Raw genomic sequence first — 20,169 nt, forward strand, 5'->3', positions numbered from 1 at the left:
ACAATGCTCATGTCGGCATCGCGGACGCCTACTGCGGGCAGTCCTGAATTTTGTGACACATGCCGCAGGATTTCTGCGCCGCGAGGGATGGGGGGGGGTGCAAGCGTTAAAATCGCAGGCCCCGAATGGTTTTCGACACATGTCCCGCCTTCCGTCCCACGCCGTACAGGGCGAGCTCAAACCGCTGCCCAATGCCCACAACATCATCGCCGTCGGTTCCGGCAAGGGGGGGGTGGGCAAGTCCACGACCGCGGTCAATCTGGCGCTGGCGCTGGCGGCGGAGGGTTTGAAGGTCGGGCTGCTGGATGCCGACGTGTACGGTCCCAGCGTGCCGACCATGCTGGGGTTGTCGGGTCGCCCCGACAGCCCCGATGGCAAGAGCATCGAGCCGATGCGGGCGCACGGGATCGAGGCGATGTCGATCGGCCTGCTGGTGGGCGACGACACGCCGATGATCTGGCGCGGGCCGATGGCCACGCAGGCGCTGACCCAGCTGCTGCGCGATACCCGCTGGGGTGATCTGGACGTGTTGGTGGTGGATCTGCCGCCAGGTACCGGCGACATCCAGCTGACCATGGCGCAGAAGATCCCGGTGGCCGGCGCGGTGGTGGTGACCACGCCGCAGGAAGTGGCCACGATGGATGCGCGCAAGGCCTTGAAAATGTTCGAGAAGGTCGATATCGCGGTGCTGGGGCTGGTGGAGAACATGGCCGCCCACGTGTGTTCCAACTGCGGTCATTCCGAACACATTTTCGGCGAGGGCGGGGCGCAGTGGATGTCCAAGCAGTACGGGGTGCCGGTGCTGGGCACGCTGCCGCTGGAAATAGGCATCCGCGAGCAGGGTGACGCCGGCGTGCCGATCATGGTGGCCAAGCCCGATTCCGCCGCCGCGCAGGCGTATCGAACCACTGCGCGCGCGCTGCTGGAACAATTGGCCAAGCGGCCCAAGGTGCGCACCGGGATCATGGCCTCGCTGCTGGGGTGAGCGGGGGTTTCGAGCGGCTTTGCCGCGAGCCCGCGAACGCCCGTCGGCCTGCCAGCCGACGGGCCGGGTCAGGGGGTTTCGAGCGGCTTTGCCGCGAGCCATTGGGCCGGGTGCCCGCGCTTGCCTTAAACTTGCCGGTTCTGCACTGGGATCAAATCGCATGAGCATCAAGAGCGACCGCTGGATTCGCCGCATGGCCGAACAGCAGGGCATGATCGAGCCGTATCAGCCCGGCCAGGTCAAGCAGTCCGAGGCCGGCCGCATCGTCAGCTATGGCACGTCCAGCTACGGCTATGACGTGCGCTGCTCGCGCGAGTTCAAGGTCTTCACCAACATCAATTCGACGATCGTCGATCCCAAGCACTTCGATCCGAAGAGCTTCGTCGATATTGAGGCGGATGAATGCATCATCCCGCCCAACTCCTTCGCCTTGGCGCGCACCGTCGAATACTTCCGCATCCCGCGCGACACGCTCGTCGTCTGCCTCGGCAAGAGCACCTACGCGCGCTGCGGGATCATTGTCAACGTCACCCCGCTGGAACCGGAGTGGGAAGGGCACGTGACGCTGGAATTCAGCAACACCACGCCGCTGCCGGCGCGCATCTACGCCAACGAAGGCGTGGCGCAGATGCTGTTCTTCCAGGCCGATGCCGACGATGTCTGCGAAACCTCGTACAAGGATCGCGGCGGCAAGTACCAGGGCCAGACCGGGGTCACCCTGCCCAAGACCTGACGGCGCGGCGTTTGCCGCCCGCCATCATGCCGCCCGCGTTGCCCGCTCAGCGGGCGGTCGGGCTTGCTGGCGCCGTGGCCGCTGCGACCGGCGCGGTCCACAGCTTTGCTTCCGGCTTGCCGCCCAGCATCTGCGCGCGCACCAACGGGATCGGCGGGCCTCCATAGCTCAGGAACTGGTCGTGGAAGGCTTTCAGTGCATTGGCGCCGGGATGTGCGGCAGTCCAGTCCTGGCGCAACTGCATGATCATCAGCTTGCCCATGGTGTAGTTCAGATAGGCCGGGTCGTAGGTGCCGCGCGCGGCTTGCTGGCGGGCATTGCCGGGGTCCTGGAAGGCCTTGTCCTTGAACAGTTGCTCGGATTGGGCCACCGTCATGCCGCCGGTATGCAGGCCAATCGTCGAGACGAAGCGCACATCCCGCAGCAGCGCCTCGCTGAGCTGGCCGATGTGGGTTTCCGGCGTGGAGTCGCCCAGCCCTGCATCGAACATCATTTCCTCGGTGTAGTGCGCCCAGCCTTCGGCGAACGCATAGCCGACGAACAGCTGGCCAAACGTCCAGTCGGCGCGGTTGGAATGCAGGAATTGCAGGAAGTGGCCCGGCCAGACTTCGTGCGCGGAGGTGAACAGCAGGACCGACTTGCCCGGCACGTACGCCGTCTGATCCGCCTTCGGCCAGGTTGGATCGGGCGGGGCGATGTAATAGACCGACGGCAGGCCCGTTTCATACGGGCCGGGGATCTCGATGTAGGCGAAGTTCCAGCGGTTGAACGGCGGCGCTTCCTCGACCTTGGCTTGCTCGGTGCCTGGAATGGTCACCAGGTCCTTGTCGAGGATGAACTGGCGCAGGCTGTCCAACTGCTTGCGCGCGCCTTCCACCGCGCCACCTTCCGGCTTGTCCGCGTTGACCTTGGCGACGCAGTCGGCCAGCGACTTGCCGGCCGCGTACACATCGCACGCGGTCTTGAGCGAGGCCAGGTTGCGGGCCAGGTCTGCGTCTGCCGCGGCTTTGAGCTGATCCAGCGGGATATCGACCAGTTCAGTGGCATGCAGCATCTTCGCGAACTTGCCGGCACCCAGCGCGAAGTCCTGCGTGGCGTTCGGCGCCTGCGCCTTCAGCCAGTCGGCCATGTCCTGGGTGGCCTTGATCGCAGCGGCATTGCTGGCCTTGAAGCGCGCTTGCAGGGCGTCATCCTTGACCTCGGCAAAAATGCCCGGCACGTCGGTCTTGAAGAAACTGGCATAGCCGGCGAACGAGTTCACGCCCAGGTCGATGTAGCTGGCCGGCAACGGCAGCTTGAAGTTGGCCTTGATCTGTCCGATCGCCTTGGGCAGCGCTTCCTGATAGGCCACGAACGCGGCCATGCGTTGCGGCAGCGGCGCGTAGGGACGGGTCAGGTACATGCTGGGCGACAAGTCGCCGGTATAGAAACCCGGGTTGTTGTACGCAAAGCCGGAATCCTCCAGCCAGAACAATTGGCCGTCGATCACCGCCAACACGTAATCGCGCTGGAAGCGGCTCTTTTCGTCGAGCTTGTCGTCGCCGAACGCTGCGAACGCGTTGCGCTGTGCATGCAGCCAGTCGGCGGTGGCCTTCAGGCCTTGCGGCGAATAGTCGGGAAGCTTGCCGTCGAATTCGTGCTTGCCGGAGTTGGCGCCGAACACCGGGTTGTGCCGGAACGCACCATCGATGAACGCGGCGACGGCGGCTTTGAGCGCGGCAGTGTCGTTGGCGGTCGTGGATGCGGCGGGGGCTGGTGCGGGCGCGGTCTGCGCCGTTTCCTTCGTGCAAGCGGTGGCCAGTGCAAGGGTGATGCAGGATGTCAGGGCCAAAATCCGGAGCGGGCGCATGGGCAGTTCCAGCGGATAGTGAGCCGCCAGCCTATGCCGATGCCGGGCGGCGCACAACGGCACCCACCCGCCGGGAAACCGCGCCTGCCGATGGCCCCCGCAGTGCCGGGTATCACGCGTTGAATGCCCCGGTTCTCCGGGGGAGCGTCAACCCAGCGCGCTGCGCAGCGCAGTCACCCGCTCGATCAATTCTTCAGGCGCATACGGCCGGACGTTGGCCGCCCCCCACACTGGGCGCGGCCAGGCGATGTCGGTGCGGAACCGCGCGATGACATGCACGTGCAGCTGTGGCACCAGATTGCCGAGTGCCGCGACATTGAGCTTGTCAGGCTTGAAGAGCGTCTTGAGGACGCGCGAAGCGGCGTCGATTTCGGCAGTCAACTGGCTGCGCTGGGCTGCATCCAGGTCAATGATCTCCACTGCATCGGCCACTTTGGGCACCAGCACCAGCCATGGATGATTGGCGTCGTCCATCAGCCGGACTTCGCACAGTTTCAGGTCGATGACCGGCGCAGTGTCGTCGGCCAGGCGAGGATCCAGGTGCCATGCGTTCATCGCAGATGCTCCGTGAAGAAGTCCAGTGTACGCCGCCACGCCAGTGCCGCCGCGTCAGGTTGATGGGGAGGATCAGGGTCGCGGTTGAAGGCGTGGTCGGCATCCGCATAGACAAAGACCTGGGCCTGTGGCTGCTTCTGCCGGTGCAGGTCGATGGCGGCTGGCGGGATCGCCGCATCCAGCGTGCCGAAATGGAGCATCAAGGGCGCGCCCGCAGGCTCATCCAGAAATGGCGGATTGCGCGTGGCGTAATAGCTCACCGCCGGCAGGCTCAGCCGGGTGGCGGCCAGCAGCGCCACGGTGCCGCCCCAGGAAAAGCCCAGCACGCCGACCTTGTGTCCTTCGCACGCCAGCAGCTGCGCGGCGGTGTCGGTGGCGTCCAGCCCGCAGTCCAGGCCAAGCTGGTTGACGATGCTTCGCCCGCGGTCAGCGCCGGCCTGATCGGTTGGCAGCACCAGGCCGGGTTCGATCAGGTCGAAATACGCCGGTGCCAGCGCGATGAAGCCGGCTTGTGCCAGTCGCTCACACACATGTTGGTAGTGCGGCAACAGGCCGAAAATTTCGTGCGCCACCACCACCGCCCCACGCGGCGCGCCATCAGGCTTGGCCAGCCATGCCTGCACGGCACCGCAGGGGGTGTAGAGGGTTTGCCAATCGCCCATGCGGTTCTCCAGTCATACGGACGGTGGCGAGACCGTCGGGTGAATCGCGTAGCGGCATTTGAGCCGCGGAGCGATCACCCGGCGGTAGGCGCCGCCGCGCAATAAAGTTGGGTGCCTCACGCCTTCGCCAGAGCATTCAGCCGCACCGCGTATAATTTCGCACCTTTTCCAGTAGTCGCGCCATGTCCTTGCAGCAGCCCAAAGTCGGTTTCGTCAGCCTCGGCTGCCCCAAGGCGCTGGTGGACTCCGAACGCATCCTCACCCAGCTCAAGGTGGAAGGGTACGACCTGGTGCAGACCTATGACGATGCCGACGTCGTGGTGGTCAACACCTGCGGCTTCATCGACAGTGCCGTGGCCGAGTCGCTGGACACCATCGGCGAGGCGCTGGCCGAGAACGGCAAAGTCATCGTCACCGGCTGCCTGGGCAAGCGTGCCGACCTCATCCGCGAGGCGCACCCGGGCGTGCTGTCGATCAGCGGCCCGCAGGATTACGCCAGCGTGATGGATGCGGTACACGCCGCGCTGCCGCCGCAGCACGACCCGTTCGTGGACCTGCTGCCCGATTACGGCTTGAAGCTGACCCCGAAGCACTATGCCTATCTGAAGATCTCCGAAGGCTGCAACCACCGCTGCAGCTTCTGCATCATCCCGTCGATGCGCGGCGATCTGGTCTCGCGCCCGGTGGACGACGTGCTGCGCGAAGCCGAGAAGCTGGTGCGCGGCGGCGTGAAGGAACTACTGGTGGTCTCGCAGGACACCAGCGCCTACGGCGTGGACCTGAAGTACGCACCGCGCCTGTGGCGCACCGGCATGTACGAGACGCGCATGAAGGCCCTGTGCGAAGGCTTGTCGGAGCTGGGCGTGTGGACGCGCCTGCATTACGTCTATCCATATCCGCATGTCGATGATGTGATTCCGCTGATGGCCGACGGCAAACTCCTGCCGTATCTGGATATCCCGTTCCAGCACGCCAGCCCGCGCATCCTCAAACTCATGAAGCGCCCCGGCGCGGTGGACAAGACGCTGGAGCGCATCCACAACTGGCGCAACATCTGCCCGGAGCTGACCATTCGCAGCACCTTCATCGTCGGCTTCCCCGGCGAAACCGAGCAGGAGTTCGAGGAATTGCTGGACTTCCTCGATGAGGCGCAGTTGGACCGCGTAGGCGCGTTCGCCTATTCGCCGGTGGAGGGCGCGAAGGCCAACGACCTGCCGGACCCCGTCGATGAAGACGTGAAGCAGGAGCGCCTTGCCCGCTTCATGCAGCGGCAGGCGGAGATTTCCGAGGCGCGGCTGGCGGCCAAGGTGGGCAGCGTGCAGCAGGTGATCGTGGACGCCATCGACGGCGAATTGGCCATCGCCCGCTCGATGGCCGATGCGCCGGAAATCGACGGCCTGGTGCAGGTGCAGGACGGCCGCGAGGCCGGGCTTCAGCCCGGCGACTTCGCCCAGGTCCGGATCATGGGCAGCGACGAGCACGATTTGTATGGCGAGGTGGATTACAACGCCTGAGGGCGTGGCCCCAACCCAGGCCGCAAACGCCGCCCGGCCCCGGCAACGGCCCGCCCGTCGGTCACGACTGGAAACCGCGTGGAACCCCCCGTAAGGTGAGCATTGCCTGAATTCGGGAGCTGCACGTGTATCGCTCACCCCTTCGCACCAACGCTCGCGCGCGCGGCTTCACCTTGGTGGAGCTGATGGTGACCGTGGCCGTGATCGCCCTGCTGGCCGTGGTCGCCGTCCCCGGCATGACGGCGTTGATCAACAACAGCCGCTTGAATGGCCAGTCCGAAGAGATGCAGACAACCCTGCAACTGGCGAGGTCGGAAGCGCTTCGCCGCAATGCACGGGTAACCGTGTGTCCAAGCAGCAATGGCACCACCTGCGCGGCCACGACTTCCTGGTCGCGCGTGATCGTGCATGGCATGGACAACACCGCGTCTCCCGCAGTGGATGACGTGATTCGCGATGTTTCCGTGTCCGGAAATGTCCAGATCAGCGGTCCGGCGGCGGGCATCGCGTTCCTGCCGTCGGGCATGATCGATTCCCAGCAGGCCGTCAACGTCTGCATGCCCGTCAGCAACCCGTCCAACAACCAGCGCGACATCACCGTGATGATCAGCGGCGTGGTGTCCTCAACTCCCCATAACGGCGGCGGAGCCTGCCCATGAGTCTCGTGACGATCCAGCATCCCCGGCACATCCCGTCCGCACGCCTGCAACAGGGCATGGGCATGATCGAGGTGCTCGTTTCCGTGTTGGTACTGGCCGTGGGTCTGCTGGGCGTTGCTGCCATGCAGTCGCTGGCGTTGCGTGGCGGGCAAGGCTCGCTGGAAACATCGCAGGCGGTCATGCAGAGCAATTCCATCGTGGAGGCAATGCGGATCAATCCCACTGGCAACTACAACATGGGCAAGACATGTAGTGCTGCGTCGGTCACCGGCACCGATCTCCGGGCCAATGACCAGAGGGCATGGGTAACGGCCTTGAAATCCACTGTCGGTGCTGATGCCGCGACCTGCGGCCAGATCACGGGTTGCCCGGGCGCCTGCGTCATCACGGTGTTTTGGGATGACTCCCGCGCCGGGACTGACCAGGGTGGCACTGCGCGCAGCCTGGTGACGAACGCACGCATATGAGGACCGATTCCATGCAAGCAACGCGCGCCCAATCCGGTTTCGGTCTGATCGAGCTGATGATTGCCATGGTTCTGGGCCTGCTGGTGATGGGCGCGGCATTTGCCGTGTTCCAGTCCAACCAGCGGAGCTATCAGGCCAACCAGGGGCTGAGCCGCATCCAGGAGAGCGCGCGCGTGGCCTTCGAGCTGATGTCACGCGACATGCGCGCCGCCGGCGGCACCGCCTGCTCCAATTTGGCGGCGCCCGATGTGGAGCACACCGCCACGGCCGACGAGATCAAGCTGCGCTCCGCCCCCGTGGGGGACAACGGCACCGGCGATGGCAGCCAGCTGGTGGTGACCTCGGGCGATGACACGGCCTACCACGTCACCGCAGCCACCACCAACAGCATCACCCTGGCCACCGGTACCGGGCCTGGCGAGATCAACGACGCCAAGGATGCGTTCAAGACCAACGACACGATGATCCTGTGCAGCGCCAACCTGCTGTACGTGGTGAAGGCCGGCACGGTGGGCACCAGCGTGGTGACCTTCACCCCGGCCACACCGGTCGTCATGACGGTTGACCCGATGGCCCCGCCGGCCACGGTGATGCTGGCCAAATATCGCAGCACCCGCTGGTACCGGAACGGCACTGGCCTGTTTGTGTCCCGTGAAGGCGGCGTCGGGCAGCAAGTGGCCGATGGCGTGACGGCGCTCAGCTTCAGTTATCTGGTGGATGGCGCAAGCAGTTACACCGCGACACCTGCCAGCTGGACAGACGTGGTGGCGGTGCGGGTGGACATGACGTTGCAGGGGGCTGATCAGGTGGATAACAAGACGATCAGCCGCAACGTTTCCAATGTGATCAGCTTGAGGAGCCGCGCACTGTGAACGGAACTGCCTGTATCCATTCCGGTTTTCGCCGCCAACAGGGCGTGTCGCTGGTGATCGTGCTGATTCTGCTGGTGGTCATGTCCGTGCTCGGGCTTGCCGTGCTGCGCAGCTCCGGCATGCAGGAGCGCATGACCGCCAACCTGCGTGACCGCAGCCTGGCCATGCAGGCGGCGGAAGCCGCGCTGCGGGAAGCGCAGCAGGATGTTTTGGGAGATGCGGCACTTTCTGATCTCCAGTACGGCAAGACGCTTCAGGAGATGCGCTTGGCCGGCAAGCCGATGGCGTGCACGGCCAATGGCATTTGTGACATCACGGCGGGCGAAGCGCCGGTTGCCAGGACGGCCAGTGATGGTCATTCCAGTTACACCATCGAATATCTGGGCACCGGCAAAGGCTCCACCCTGCAAGGGGTGTGCGAGACCACCAAGGCTCAGGAAAGCTACCAGTGCCAGCGCCCCATGTTCCGCATCACCGCCACCGGCCGCAGCGTGACCCCCGGCGGCACCGTGGGTCTTGCGCAAGTAGTGCTGCAAGCCAACGTCGTCAGCCGCTGATCCGGCCCGCAAGAGAGTACTGCCATGAATCGCATCCATTCCCGCACCGAACGCAAGCTGGCCCGCGCACTGCGCCCGCAGCGCCCGTGGTGGACCATGCCGGCCGCCTTCCTGGCCACCTTGCTGGCGCTGCCGGTCAACGCCGGCATCACCATCCCCGATGACCCGTTGACCACCGGCAACCGCGTCGCGCCGAACATCCTGTTCATTCTGGATGACTCGGGCTCGATGACCTGGGGCAACATGAACAGTCAGGACATCAGCCAGATCACCGGCTCCGGCAGCTTCAGCGATGGGCCCGATGCGAATGGCATTGATACTGGTACAAGCAAAACGACGGAAAGCACCGGCAATTCCGCGATGTACGAGCAGAATTACGTCACCAATACGCTTTATTACAACCCGGGCACGAGCTACAAGCCGTGGATGCAGGCCGGCGGTACCCGCATGACCGGCGGGATGTCGTTCACCTCGGTGTACAGCGATAACAACGGTACCAGCGGCAGCAAGAATCTCTCCTCGAATACCCAGACGTTCTACGCGCCGAAGGTTCCTGCCACGTCCACGATCTCGTATTTGTCCAAAGTCGACAACTACTATCGATACCAGTTCACCGGAGGGGATCTGGTTCGGGGGGAGTGGGGTCAAGTCGTGGAAACCAGCCAAACGGCGCCGGGCTTTCCCAATAATGGTCACAGCGCCAGCAAGAAGAATTGGGATGTGCTTTCGCTCACGGTTCCTTCAGGGCTCGCAAGTTTCACCGTGACGACTTCCGGTGGTTCGGGAAATTCGAATCTTTACGTCGATTTCAGCAATCCACCTTCGTCGCCCTATTCGTGCAGTTCAACCAGTGGTAACACCTCTGATTCTTGCTCCGTGTATTCGCCCTCTGCGGGCACGTATTACATCGGGCTGTACGGATCCTCCAGTTTTTCGAACGTCAACGTTACGGTGAAGTTCACGACCTCCAACAGCTGTGATGGAGACAGTGCAGGGTCGTGGGGTTGGATCAATTGCACCGTGTCCACCGCCGCCGGTTCCGCCACGCCAACAGGTCGCACCGTTGCCGCAGAGCAGGCCAATTTCGCCACCTGGTACTCGTATTACCGCACCCGAATCAAGGCGGCCAAGGGCGGTGCGGCCGAAGCGTTCAGCCCCCTCGGCAACAAGGTGCGCGTGGGCTATCGCAGCCTGCATGAAAATGGCAGCAGCGACTTCGATATTCCGGTGGCGTCCGGTGACGGACGCTTTATCGACGACAGTTCGGCATCCATCACCAATCGCAGCACCTGGTACAACCGCCTGTTCAATGCCAGCGCAAGCAATGGCACGCCGCTGCAAAGCATTCTGGATGACGCCGGTAAATACTTCAGCGGCAGCGGCAGTTCGGGACCGTATGGCCCGGAATCGGGCAGTGACCAGCTCTCGTGCCGGCAGAACTTCACCATCCTGACCACCGACGGCTACTGGAATGGCGGCACCGCCGGCAGCGGCAACGTGGACAATACCGCAGGCACCACCATCAAGGGGCCGAAGAGCAAATCGTACAAATACTCGCCAGTGTCTCCATACAAGGATGGCAATGACAGCACCTTGGCCGACGTGGCGATGAAGTACTGGGTGACCGACCTGCGCACCGAATCCTACATGGGCAATTCCACCAGCCCGAACAACAACAACGTGCCGACCACCGACGATGACCCCGCATTCTGGCAGCACATGGTCACCTTCAGCATTTCCATTGGCCTGAAGACCACGCAGGGCTGGTCCAGCGTGGAAGATGTCACTGCCAATCCGACGTGGAACGATCCGAACGGCAACCCGCCGGGTGATAACCAGGCGGCCAATATCGACGACCTGCTGCACGCCGCCGTCAACGGTCACGGCCAGTTCGTGGCCGCCACCAGTCCGGATGCGTTCACCGCCGGCCTGCGCAAGGCGCTGGCCGCCATCGCCAAGCGCACCAGTTCGTACTCCAACGTGGCCACCAACTCCACCTCGCTCAGCACCGGGGCGCAGGTGTTCTCTGCCAGCTATGTGTCGGGTGATTGGGTGGGCTCGGTGAAGGCGCAGTCGGTGGATCGCAACGGCGTGTCCGCCACCGCGTCCTGGACCGCCACCATTCCGGGCGTGGGCACCCGCAAGGTGTACACCTCCAGCGGTACCGTTGGCAGCCCCGGCAGCAGCGGAACCATGTTCCCCACCAGCGGCCAGGCCACGGCGCTGGAGCGCACCGGCGGGCCGTCGAATTATCCGGTGACGGGCGCCGACAACGCGGCCTACATCAAGGGCAATGCCACCCTGGAAGACCGCAATGGTGGCCTGCTGCGTGACCGCCCAACCACCGTGCTGGGCGACATCATCGGCTCGTCGCCGGCCTATGTGGAGGGGGGCGCCGATGGGGATGGCACCGCCGCCGGCACGCTGTACGTGGGCGCCAACGACGGCATGCTGCACGCGTTCGATGCCGCCAACGGCAATGAACTGTTCGCCTACGTGCCGAATATCCTGAACTTCGGCAACCTGGCCTCGCTCAGCCGCGGGGATTACGACCACAAATTCTTCGTGGACGGCCCCATCGCGATTTCGCCGCACGCGCTGACGGCTGGCCAGAACATTCTGGTCGGCACCCTGGGGCGCGGCGGCAAGGGCCTGTACGCGCTGGATGTGTCCGCTCCGGGCTCGTTCAACACTGGCAGTTTCAAGTGGGAAAAGAACGAAACCAGCGGCAGCAACATGGGCCTGGTCCTGGGCGCGCCGGTGTTGGCCAATGTGCGCAACGGAGCGGGGACCCCGGCAGTGGTATTCGGCAATGGCCCCAACAGCGTCAATGACAAGGCCGTGCTGGTGGTGCTGGATCTGGATACCGGCGCGGTGATTCGTGAAATCGACACCGGCGTGGGCTCGTCTTCAGCACCGAACGGGCTGTTTGCGCCGCTGGGCCTGTATGCGGCCGATGGCAAGACGCTGGTGTATGCCTATGCCGCCGACATGCAGGGCAACCTGTGGAAATTCGACTTGCGCTCCAGCACGCCTTCCGCGTGGACGGCCACCAAGCTGTTCCATGCCGAAAAGACCGCGGGCACGCCGCAGCCCATCACCGGTGGCCTGGCGTCGGCCATCGACCCCCGGACCGGCAAGCGCTGGGTGTTCTTCGGCACCGGCCGTTTCCTGACCACCAGCGACGGCAACGACAAGACCACTTTCGCGCAGAGCATCTACGGCGTCATGGACGACGGCGTGACCTACACGCGCAGCGACCTGACCTCGCATGCCGTGACCCTGGACGGTGCCAGTGGCAACCGCTACTTCGATGACAAGGCAACCTTGCCCAGCGCATCCAAGGGCTGGTACGTGGATCTGCCGGGCAAGGGCGAGCGCGTGGTGCAGGATGCGCAGGTGGACGGTGATTTCGTGGTGACCGCCAGCATGATTCCCGAGGGTGATGCCTGCGAGGCGTCTGGCACCGGGTTCATCAACGCCATCGACGCCTTCACCGGCACCAATGGCGGCAAGTCCTACTTCGACCTGGATCGTGACGGCAATACCGACAACACCGGTACCGGCGGCAAGCCGACTGGGTCGGTCAATCTGGGGGTGGGCATGCCCACGCGCCCGGTGCTGTTGCCTGGCGTGGGCGTGGTGGACGGCAGCGCCGGCCTGGGTGCCAACAGCTTTGGCAAGCAGATGATGAGCTGGCAGCGCGTCAGCTGGCGTGAAATCCGCAAGGACTGAGCACGATGACCTTCCACAAGGAGTTACCCATGCGTGCCAATCGCGTCTCCGGCTTCAGCCTGATCGAGTTGATGGTGGTCGTGGCCATCGTCGGCATCCTCGCCTCGATCGCCCTGCCTTCCTACAATGAGCATCAGCGCAAGACCCGCCGGACGGCGGGGACTGCCTGCCTGACCACGGTGGCGCAGCGAATGGAGCGTGTTTACACCACTGACCTTTCGTATTCGTCGGCGCCTGTCATTGGAACCCTGACGGCGGCCTGTGAACCCGATACGCTGACGTTCTACAACTTCGCCGTGGTTCCGGCAGCCAAGACGTTTGTCGTCAGCGCGGCACCATTCGGCAGGCAAAGCGGTGATTCCTGCGGCACCTTGAGCATCAATGAAAAAGGGACGAAATCGCCGGCGACGGCCGGATGCTGGTGAACACCTGGTGTCATTGACGACGTCGAAACCCGCCCGCAAGGCGGGTTTCTTTTCATGGGGGGGGCACGACGCCAGAGTGGAGTTTTCATCAAGCGTCGAGCCATGGGGTAAGTTGGCACCCAACGTGGGCTCAGCCCATGGGTTGAGCGATATCCTGTTTGTCGGGGAACGAAGGGGAATACCGTGAACGGACTGCAACCGCGCCACCATTTTCTGGCCATTGCCATCGTTGCCAGTCTGGCAACGATGAGCGTGCTGCCTGCCCACGCGCAGGACGCATCCCCGGCCCCGCAGAAGCCCGAGGCCAAGACGCTGGACACGCTGGTCGTCACCGCGCAAAAGCGCGAGGAAGTGATGCAGGACGTGCCGATCACGGTGACCGCGCTGTCGCAGCAGACCCTGCAGGACAGCGGCGTGCGCGACATCAAGGATCTGCAGGTGCTGGTGCCCGGCTTGACCGTGACCAGCACGCAAAGCGAGGCGATCACCACCGCGCGCATCCGTGGCGTGGGCACGGTGGGTGACAACATCGGCCTGGAATCTTCGGTGGGCGTGGTCATCGATGGCGTGTACCGGCCGCGCAATTCGGTGGGCTTCGGCGACCTGGGCGAACTGGAGCGCATCGAGGTGCTGAAGGGACCGCAGGGCACCCTGTTCGGCAAGAACACGTCCTCCGGCGTGATCAACATCGTGACCCGCAAGCCCGACTTCGAGCTGGCCGGCCAGGGTGAAGTGACGTTCGGCACCTATGGCGCGCTGGGGCTGGCGGGCGGGTTCAATGCGCCGTTGGGCGACTACGCCGCGCTGCGCGTGTACGCCGCGCATCGGGATCGCGATGGCTGGATGCGGGTAGTGACCGGCGCGGGGCCGCGCACCGAGGGGCGCGACTACGACCAGAACGTCGATACGTTCCGCGCCAAGCTGTTGATCGCGCCTTCCGACAAGGTGGAGATCGTGCTGTCGGCCGACAGCACCCGGCGCAATGAAAACTGCTGCACCGCGGTACAGCTGGTCAGCGGAGCCACCGCGCCGCTGCTCAATGCATTGGGCGGTGGCCATGCCATCGCCATTCCTGCCGACCCGTGGGCGCGGGTGGCCTACAGCAACCGCAGCACCGCGCAGAACATCCGCGACAAGGGCGTGCAGGGCGAGGTCAACGTCATCCTGGATGCGCTGGGTGGGGCCAGGTTCACGTCCATCACCGCCGGCCGTGACTGGAATTCGGTCAATGGCCGCGACTTCGATTTCACCACCGCGGACATGATCTACATGAACCCGCAGCAGGATGAGTCGTACTCCCGCTTCAAGACCTTCAGTCAGGAATTCCATCTGACCGGTTCCACCGCCACGATGGACTGGTTGGTGGGCGCGTTCTACAGCAAGGAAACCATCAATCGCACCGAAAGCTATCGCATTGGCGCGGCCTACGAGCCGTACCTGTCGATCGGCCTGCTGTCGATGATCAATCCGGCGCTGGCGTCGCTGCCCAATGCGGCCACCTTCATGGCCGATGCCACCGGGCAGCCGGCGGGCAGCGTGTTTGCCGGGCTGGGGGCGCTGGATCATTATCGGCAAAGCGCGCAAAGCACGGCGCTGTTCAGCAACAACACCTGGCATGCGACCGGCGCCTTCGACATCACCTTGGGCCTGCGCTACACGCGCGAAACCAAGGATCTGCAGTCGGCCTACAGCAATCCCAACGGCAGCCCGGGCTGCGCCTCCTATTTCGGGCCAGGCGGCGTCAGCAGCGCCGCCATCGGCCGCATCGCCGCCGCGCTGACCGCGCGTGGCGTGCCGTTTGCGTCGCTGCCCGCTGCCAATCAGCAGGCGTTGATCAGCAACGTGGTGGGCTACAGCTGCCTGCCGTGGGCCAACGTGATGCACGGTGGCCGCAGCACCGACCAGTCGCGCAGCGAGAACGAATGGTCCGGCACCCTGAAACTGGCGTACCGCTGGAATCCGCATGCGATGACCTACGTCTCGTACGCGCGCGGCTACAAGGCGGGCGGCTTCAACCTCGACCGCGTGCAGTCGTCCAATGGGCTGTCCAGCGGTGGTTCCGGCATCACCCCGGTCGATGACACCTCGTTCCCCGGTGAGTTCGTCGATAGCTGGGAGCTGGGTGCCAAGACCACCTGGGCCGGCGGCAACCTGTTGCTCAACGCCGCGCTGTTCCACCAGACCTATAGCGACTTCCAGCTCAACAGTTTCCTGGGGACTAGCTTCGTGGTGCGTTCGATCCCCGAGGTGGTGTCGAAGGGGCTTGACGCCGAGCTGCTGTGGCAGACCACGCCGAATCTGATGCTGCAGGCCGGCCTGATGTATGCCGACACGCGATACGGCGACGCCATCCCGGGCGCGGACTTCACCTATCCCGGCGCGCTGTACAAACTGCCCGGTGCGCGCATGAGTTTTGCGCCGAGGCTTTCCGGCTCGCTGTCGGCGACCTGTGAATGGGACATCGGGCAGCGGCTGGAAGGCCGTTTCAACATCGGCGGGAAGTACATGTCCAGCTACAACACCGGCTCGGATCTCGACGCCGAAAAGGGACAGCGCGCCTACACGGTGGCGAACGTGCGCATCGGCATCGGCGCGCGCGATCAGGCGTGGCAGCTGGAGTTGTGGGGCTTGAACGTGTTCGATGCGCGCTACGTGCAGGTGGGTTTCGATGGCCCGCTGCAGGCGTTGGGCACGCCCGAGCCCGGCAATCCGAAGAACACCTACAACGCGTTCCTGGGCGCGCCGGCGACCTACGGCGCGACGCTGCGTTTCCGTTTCTGAGCCGCATGCGTTAAAACGCCTGCACGCAATCCGCCTGGCGTGACGATGAACGTACCGACCGATATCGAGCTTGATGCACTGGCCAGTGCGACCGGGCAACGCCTGTTGGCGATGCGCCACATGCTGGTCACCGCCGAGAGCTGCACGGGCGGCTGGATCGCCAAGTGCATGACCGACGTGCCGGGCTCGTCGGGCTGGTTCGATTGCGGCCTGGCGGCGTACAGCTACGAGGCCAAGCAGGCGTTGCTGGGTGTGCGCCCGCAGACGCTGGAAGCGTTTGGCGCGGTCAGTCGCGAAACCGTGGTGGAAATGGTCAGCGGCGCGCTGGTGCATTCCGGCGCGACGATCGCCGTCGCGGTGACCGGCATTGCCGGCCCCGGAGGCGGCAGCGACGACAAGCCCGTTGGCACCGTGTGGATCGGCTGGAAGCGACGGGGCGGCTATGCCCATGCCGAGGTATTCCATTTCGAGGGCAACCGTGACGCCGTGCGCAGGCAGACGGTCGCCGCCGCGTTGCGCGGGTTGGACTTGCCCTTGTCGTGACGCAGGTGTTGACGGAGGATTGAGTTAGTAGTATTACTACTAACCATGACTCTGACCGACACCCAGCGCGCCATCCACGCCTTCCTTGCCGAACGCATTGAAGTTGACGGTTTCGTGCCGTCCCAGACGGAAATCGCCCGCGCCTTCGGCTTCAAGGGGGTACGTGCCGCGCAGTACCACCTGGAGGCGCTGGAAGCCGCCGGCATCATCGAGCGCAGCCCCGGCCGCGCGCGCAGCCTGCGCCTGCTGCAGCTCCCCGACGGGCCGCGCCAGCTCGATCTCCCGGCCAACGACGACACCCTGCAGTTGCCAGTCCTCGGGCAGGTGGCTGCTGGTATGCCAATCGGCGCCGACATTGGCAGCGAGCAAGTGGTGCTGATGGACCGTGCGGTGTTTTCCCCCACGCCCGATTACCTGCTGAAGGTGAAGGGCGACTCGATGCGCGACGAAGGCATCTTCGACGGCGACCTGATCGGCGTGCACCGCACCAGCGAAGCGCGCAACGGGCAGGTGGTGATCGCGCGCATCGACGATGAAATCACCGTCAAGCTGTTGAAGATCGGGCAGGGCAGGATTCGCCTGCTGCCGCGCAACCCCGACTACGCGCCCATTGAAGTGCGGCCCGGCCAGGAATTCGCCATCGAAGGCCTGTATTGCGGCTTGGTGCGGCCGAATGCGTAAGCCTCCGAGGCATCGCTGCGGGGTTTCCCGATCCCCAGGCCCGCTTTCAAATGCGATTTTCTCGATGCCGGCCAGCAGCGTCGCAGTCCGTGCGACCGGTCCTGTCTAACCTGCCTGCATCCGATCCGAACCACCCAATCCGAATTCCGACTTTGAGGAGCACCACGATGGACGAAAACAAGAAGCGCGCGCTTGCCGCAGCCCTGGGCCAGATCGAAAAGCAATTCGGCAAGGGCTCGGTGATGCGCATGGGTGACCGCCCGGTGGAAGTGGTGGAAACCATCGGGACCGGCTCGCTGATGCTGGACATCGCATTGGGAATCGGCGGCCTGCCCAAGGGGCGCGTGGTCGAGATTTACGGGCCGGAATCCTCCGGCAAGACCACGTTGACCCTGCAAACGATCGCCGAATGCCAGAAGGCCGGCGGCACCTGCGCCTTCATCGACGCCGAGCACGCACTCGACCCGGTCTATGCGCAGAAGCTCGGGGTCAACCTCGAAGAGCTGTACCTGTCGCAGCCGGATACCGGCGAGCAGGCGCTGGAGATTGCCGACATGCTGGTGCGTTCCAACGCAATGGACATGGTGGTGATCGACTCGGTTGCCGCACTGACTCCGAAGGCCGAAATCGAAGGCGAGATGGGCGACCAGCTGCCCGGGCTGCAGGCGCGGCTGATGAGCCAGGCGCTGCGCAAGCTGACCGGCAACATCAAGCGCAGCAACTGCATGGTGTTTTTCATCAACCAGTTGCGGCAGAAAATCGGGATCATGATGCCCGGGCAGAGCAACGAAGTGACCACTGGCGGCAATGCGCTCAAGTTCTATGCCTCGGTGCGGCTGGACATCCGCCGCATCGGTTCGATCAAGAAGGGCGACGAGATCATTGGCAACCAGACCCGGATCAAGGTCGTCAAGAACAAGCTGGCGCCTCCGTTCAAGCAGATCATCACCGAGATCCTGTATGGCGAGGGCATCAGCCGCGAAGGCGAACTGATCGACATGGGCGTGGACGCCAAGCTGGTCGAGAAAGCCGGCGCCTGGTACAGCTACGACGGCGAGCGCATCGGCCAGGGCAAGGAGAATGCCCGCCAGTACCTGAAGGAGAATCCGGCGTCGGCGCAGAAGCTGGAAGCGGCGTTGCGCGAGAAGTTCGTGCCGGAAGAAGCCCCGCGCGAACAGGCTGGGGATGCTGCTGAATGACGGTGTCGGGCGGCGGCGGCGATGAAACGTCCTCGTCAGCGGCCAAGCGCCGCCGTCGCCCGGAACCTACGCCAACCCAGCGCGCACTGGGGCTGCTGACCCGCCGCGAACACTCCCGCGTGGAACTCGCTCGCAAGCTGGCAGTCCGCGGCGTGGAGCAATCCGCTGCACAGGAGGCCATCGACAAACTCGGCGATGCAGGCTGGCAGAGCGATGCCCGCTTTGCCGAATCGCTGCTGCGCAGTCGTGCCGCCAGCGGCTATGGGCCGGCCTACATCCGTGCGGAGCTGGCTACCCATCGGCTGGCAGATGCGACCATCGCCCAAGCGATGGCGGCATTCGAAGGGGATTGGGTCGCAGTCGCCAGGCAGCAGATTCGCCGCAGGCACGCCGATGCGCTGGCCGACGACCGCGCTGCGCGTCGGAAAGCGATGGGGTCCCTGTTGCGGCGCGGATTCTCGATGGAGCAGGCGGCGGCAGCTCTGGGCGAAGATTAGTTGTCTGCTTGTCTTCCCGCGTTTGGCGCGTTTCGCGCGTTTGGCGTGTCTGCGCCAATCCGGGCGTGCGGGAGTTTCGCGTTTTCAGTGCGGGGATTTTGCGCGCAGCAGGCTGAGCGCAAATCCGGCAACCGTCAGCGCGCCCAGCACCAGCACGCCCCACAGCAGCAGCGTTTTCCAGTCGCGCGGCACCGGCGGGGGCTGATACGCGACATTGCCTGCACGCACGCCGCCGCTGCCGAGATCGGCACTGGCCGGCTGCCATTGCGTCCCGTGACTGGCGCGAAGGGCCTCCAGCATTGGGGCCAGCGTGGTTTGGCGAGGTCGCTGTGCCGCGCTGCCAGCGACCAACGAGTACGGCGCGCGCCCTTGGGCCAGGAACACCACGCTGCCGGCTTGAAAGCCCAGGTGCAGGATGGGGGGTGCCGACGGGGCAGTGCCCGACGCCAGCCGCAGGCGCCATTCGCGGTCGCTGGTCGGGCGTGCGATGGCCAGCGCGGGCGAGTGCTGCGACGTGCCGCCATCGGCGAGAGTCCATGCCGTCCAGCCAGTGGCGTGCATCTGCCAGGGCGTTGGCGCGTCGCCATGGTCTGCCGGATCTCGGCTGGACACGTCCCAGCTCGCCGTGCTGTTGGCCGGCATCACGATTTGCAGCCGTTGCACCGGCAAGCGTCCAGGAATGCGGTAGAGATCGCCCGTGGGCGTCGTTTCCGCAGCGGTGGCAGTCATCCATTGCCACTGGTCAGGCTGGGCCAGGCCACCCACGTCGCCTCGGAAGCCGAGCAGCGCCAGCCCACCCGTGGGCTGCAGGGGAACCAGCCGCAGGTAGCGCAACGATGTCTCCAGCGCGATGCTGTCCTTGCGCAGTTGCCGGTTCTGGTTGCGCAGTTGCAACAGGTGCATCCGTGGATCCAGCAACTGCCAGTCGCGCAGGTCGTCGCTGCCTTCCACCCGATAGCTCAGGTCCAGGGCGGCCTGGGTATCCGCCCAGCGCGCCGACAGCGAATGCAACATGCCAGGCGTGGGGCCGCGATCGATCAGCCAGGCGGGATTGCCATTGCCCGCATGCGCCGGCGCTTGCGCGCTGTTCCTGATCGCCACCACGGTGCCGTCGCTGCCGCGCTCCACCAGGACGGCGAGGGTTCCGCCGTCGGTAGCGGCAGTGTCGGGCAACGCGAACCAGGGCAGGTCCACCGCTCGCAACACCTCTTGCGTGGCGCTGGCTGCGGGGTACACCGCGCTGGAAACGGGCTTTCCATCGGCATCCAGCACTTGCACGTCGCGCAAGTCGCGCCAGTAGGCTGCCGCATACACCTCGCCCCGCAGCACGACGCGGTAGGCGCCGGCATCGGCCCGTGACAGCTGCAGTGGCCATTGGCGCGCGTACGCGTCGGGCGTGGCGGCTGCCGCGCCCAAGGGCAACAGGAGTGCCAGCCAGAGAAATTGCCGGGTCAT

General features: G+C 64.8%; 18 protein-coding genes. 14 read left to right on the top strand and 4 right to left on the bottom strand.

Features of this window, described 5'->3' with window-relative positions; genetic code table 11:
* Nucleotides 1-139: 139 nt before the first annotated feature.
* Together apbC and dcd are read left to right on the top strand one after the other, a co-directional pair.
* The gene (apbC, locus tag LIW09_RS04550) at nucleotides 140-985 is read left to right on the top strand and encodes an iron-sulfur cluster carrier protein ApbC (protein ID WP_256646777.1); all 846 of its coding nucleotides are present in this window, start codon (nucleotides 140-142) and stop codon (nucleotides 983-985) included.
* Nucleotides 986-1,145: 160 nt separating this feature from the next.
* A complete protein-coding gene (gene dcd, locus LIW09_RS04555) occupies nucleotides 1,146-1,718 on the top strand; it encodes a dCTP deaminase (RefSeq protein ID WP_256646778.1) in 573 nt (190 codons plus the stop codon).
* Nucleotides 1,719-1,764: 46 nt separating this feature from the next.
* On the opposite strand, the gene LIW09_RS04560 is transcribed toward dcd, so the two are convergent.
* The 3 genes from LIW09_RS04560 to LIW09_RS04570 form a co-directional block, all read right to left on the bottom strand.
* A complete protein-coding gene (locus LIW09_RS04560) occupies nucleotides 1,765-3,567 on the bottom strand; it encodes a DUF885 domain-containing protein (RefSeq protein ID WP_256646779.1) in 1,803 nt (600 codons plus the stop codon).
* Between the two features lie 147 nt (nucleotides 3,568-3,714).
* On the bottom strand, nucleotides 3,715-4,122 hold the full coding sequence (locus LIW09_RS04565; protein ID WP_256646780.1) for an HIT domain-containing protein: 408 nt from the start codon (nucleotides 4,120-4,122) through the stop codon (nucleotides 3,715-3,717).
* Nucleotides 4,119-4,784 (bottom strand): dienelactone hydrolase family protein, encoded by a 666-nt coding sequence (locus LIW09_RS04570; RefSeq protein WP_256646781.1) that lies wholly within the window; start codon nucleotides 4,782-4,784, stop codon nucleotides 4,119-4,121. The genes LIW09_RS04565 and LIW09_RS04570 overlap by 4 nt, the downstream gene beginning before the upstream one ends.
* A 182-nt stretch (nucleotides 4,785-4,966) precedes the next feature.
* Here LIW09_RS04570 and rimO point away from each other — a divergent pair, with 182 nt between their 5' ends.
* The 12 genes from rimO (at nucleotide 4,967) to LIW09_RS04635 (ending at nucleotide 18,714) form a co-directional block, all read left to right on the top strand.
* Entirely contained in the window at nucleotides 4,967-6,298 is a 1,332-nt protein-coding gene (gene rimO, locus LIW09_RS04575) for a 30S ribosomal protein S12 methylthiotransferase RimO (protein ID WP_256646782.1), read from the top strand.
* Between the two features lie 200 nt (nucleotides 6,299-6,498).
* Nucleotides 6,499-6,957, top strand: a complete 459-nt coding sequence (locus LIW09_RS04580; RefSeq protein WP_256646783.1) for a GspH/FimT family pseudopilin — start codon at nucleotides 6,499-6,501, stop codon at nucleotides 6,955-6,957.
* On the top strand, nucleotides 6,954-7,424 hold the full coding sequence (gene pilV, locus LIW09_RS04585) for a type IV pilus modification protein PilV (protein WP_256646784.1): 471 nt from the start codon (nucleotides 6,954-6,956) through the stop codon (nucleotides 7,422-7,424). Before LIW09_RS04580 ends, pilV begins: the two co-directional genes overlap by 4 nt.
* Nucleotides 7,425-7,480: 56 nt before the next feature.
* A complete protein-coding gene (locus tag LIW09_RS04590) occupies nucleotides 7,481-8,296 on the top strand; it encodes a PilW family protein (RefSeq protein WP_256646785.1) in 816 nt (271 codons plus the stop codon).
* Nucleotides 8,293-8,853: a pilus assembly PilX family protein gene (locus LIW09_RS04595; protein WP_256646786.1), complete on the top strand. Its 561-nt coding sequence runs from the start codon at nucleotides 8,293-8,295 to the stop codon at nucleotides 8,851-8,853. The genes LIW09_RS04590 and LIW09_RS04595 overlap by 4 nt, the downstream gene beginning before the upstream one ends.
* Nucleotides 8,854-8,877: 24 nt before the next feature.
* On the top strand, nucleotides 8,878-12,588 hold the full coding sequence (locus LIW09_RS04600; protein WP_256646787.1) for a PilC/PilY family type IV pilus protein: 3,711 nt from the start codon (nucleotides 8,878-8,880) through the stop codon (nucleotides 12,586-12,588).
* Between the two features lie 29 nt (nucleotides 12,589-12,617).
* Nucleotides 12,618-13,013, top strand: a complete 396-nt coding sequence (locus LIW09_RS12670) for a type IV pilin protein (RefSeq protein ID WP_275114559.1) — start codon at nucleotides 12,618-12,620, stop codon at nucleotides 13,011-13,013.
* Between the two features lie 183 nt (nucleotides 13,014-13,196).
* On the top strand, nucleotides 13,197-15,794 hold the full coding sequence (locus LIW09_RS04615) for a TonB-dependent receptor (protein WP_256646788.1): 2,598 nt from the start codon (nucleotides 13,197-13,199) through the stop codon (nucleotides 15,792-15,794).
* A 45-nt stretch (nucleotides 15,795-15,839) separates the two neighbouring features.
* Nucleotides 15,840-16,337, top strand: coding sequence for a CinA family protein (locus LIW09_RS04620; RefSeq protein ID WP_256646789.1), 498 nt, complete (start codon nucleotides 15,840-15,842; stop codon nucleotides 16,335-16,337).
* Between the two features lie 45 nt (nucleotides 16,338-16,382).
* Nucleotides 16,383-17,018 (top strand): transcriptional repressor LexA, encoded by a 636-nt coding sequence (gene lexA, locus LIW09_RS04625; protein ID WP_256646790.1) that lies wholly within the window; start codon nucleotides 16,383-16,385, stop codon nucleotides 17,016-17,018.
* 167 nt (nucleotides 17,019-17,185) lie between these two features.
* A complete protein-coding gene (recA, locus tag LIW09_RS04630) occupies nucleotides 17,186-18,217 on the top strand; it encodes a recombinase RecA (protein ID WP_256646791.1) in 1,032 nt (343 codons plus the stop codon).
* Nucleotides 18,214-18,714, top strand: coding sequence for a regulatory protein RecX (locus tag LIW09_RS04635; protein ID WP_256646792.1), 501 nt, complete (start codon nucleotides 18,214-18,216; stop codon nucleotides 18,712-18,714). The genes recA and LIW09_RS04635 overlap by 4 nt, the downstream gene beginning before the upstream one ends.
* Before the next feature lie 84 nt (nucleotides 18,715-18,798).
* Here the strand turns inward: LIW09_RS04635 and LIW09_RS04640 are convergent, their stop codons facing one another.
* Complete coding sequence (locus LIW09_RS04640; protein ID WP_256646793.1) at nucleotides 18,799-20,169, bottom strand: DUF3999 family protein; 1,371 nt, start codon at nucleotides 20,167-20,169, stop codon at nucleotides 18,799-18,801.

The organism is Thermomonas paludicola, from assembly GCF_024498955.1.
Lineage (GTDB): Bacteria > Pseudomonadota > Gammaproteobacteria > Xanthomonadales > Xanthomonadaceae > Thermomonas > Thermomonas paludicola.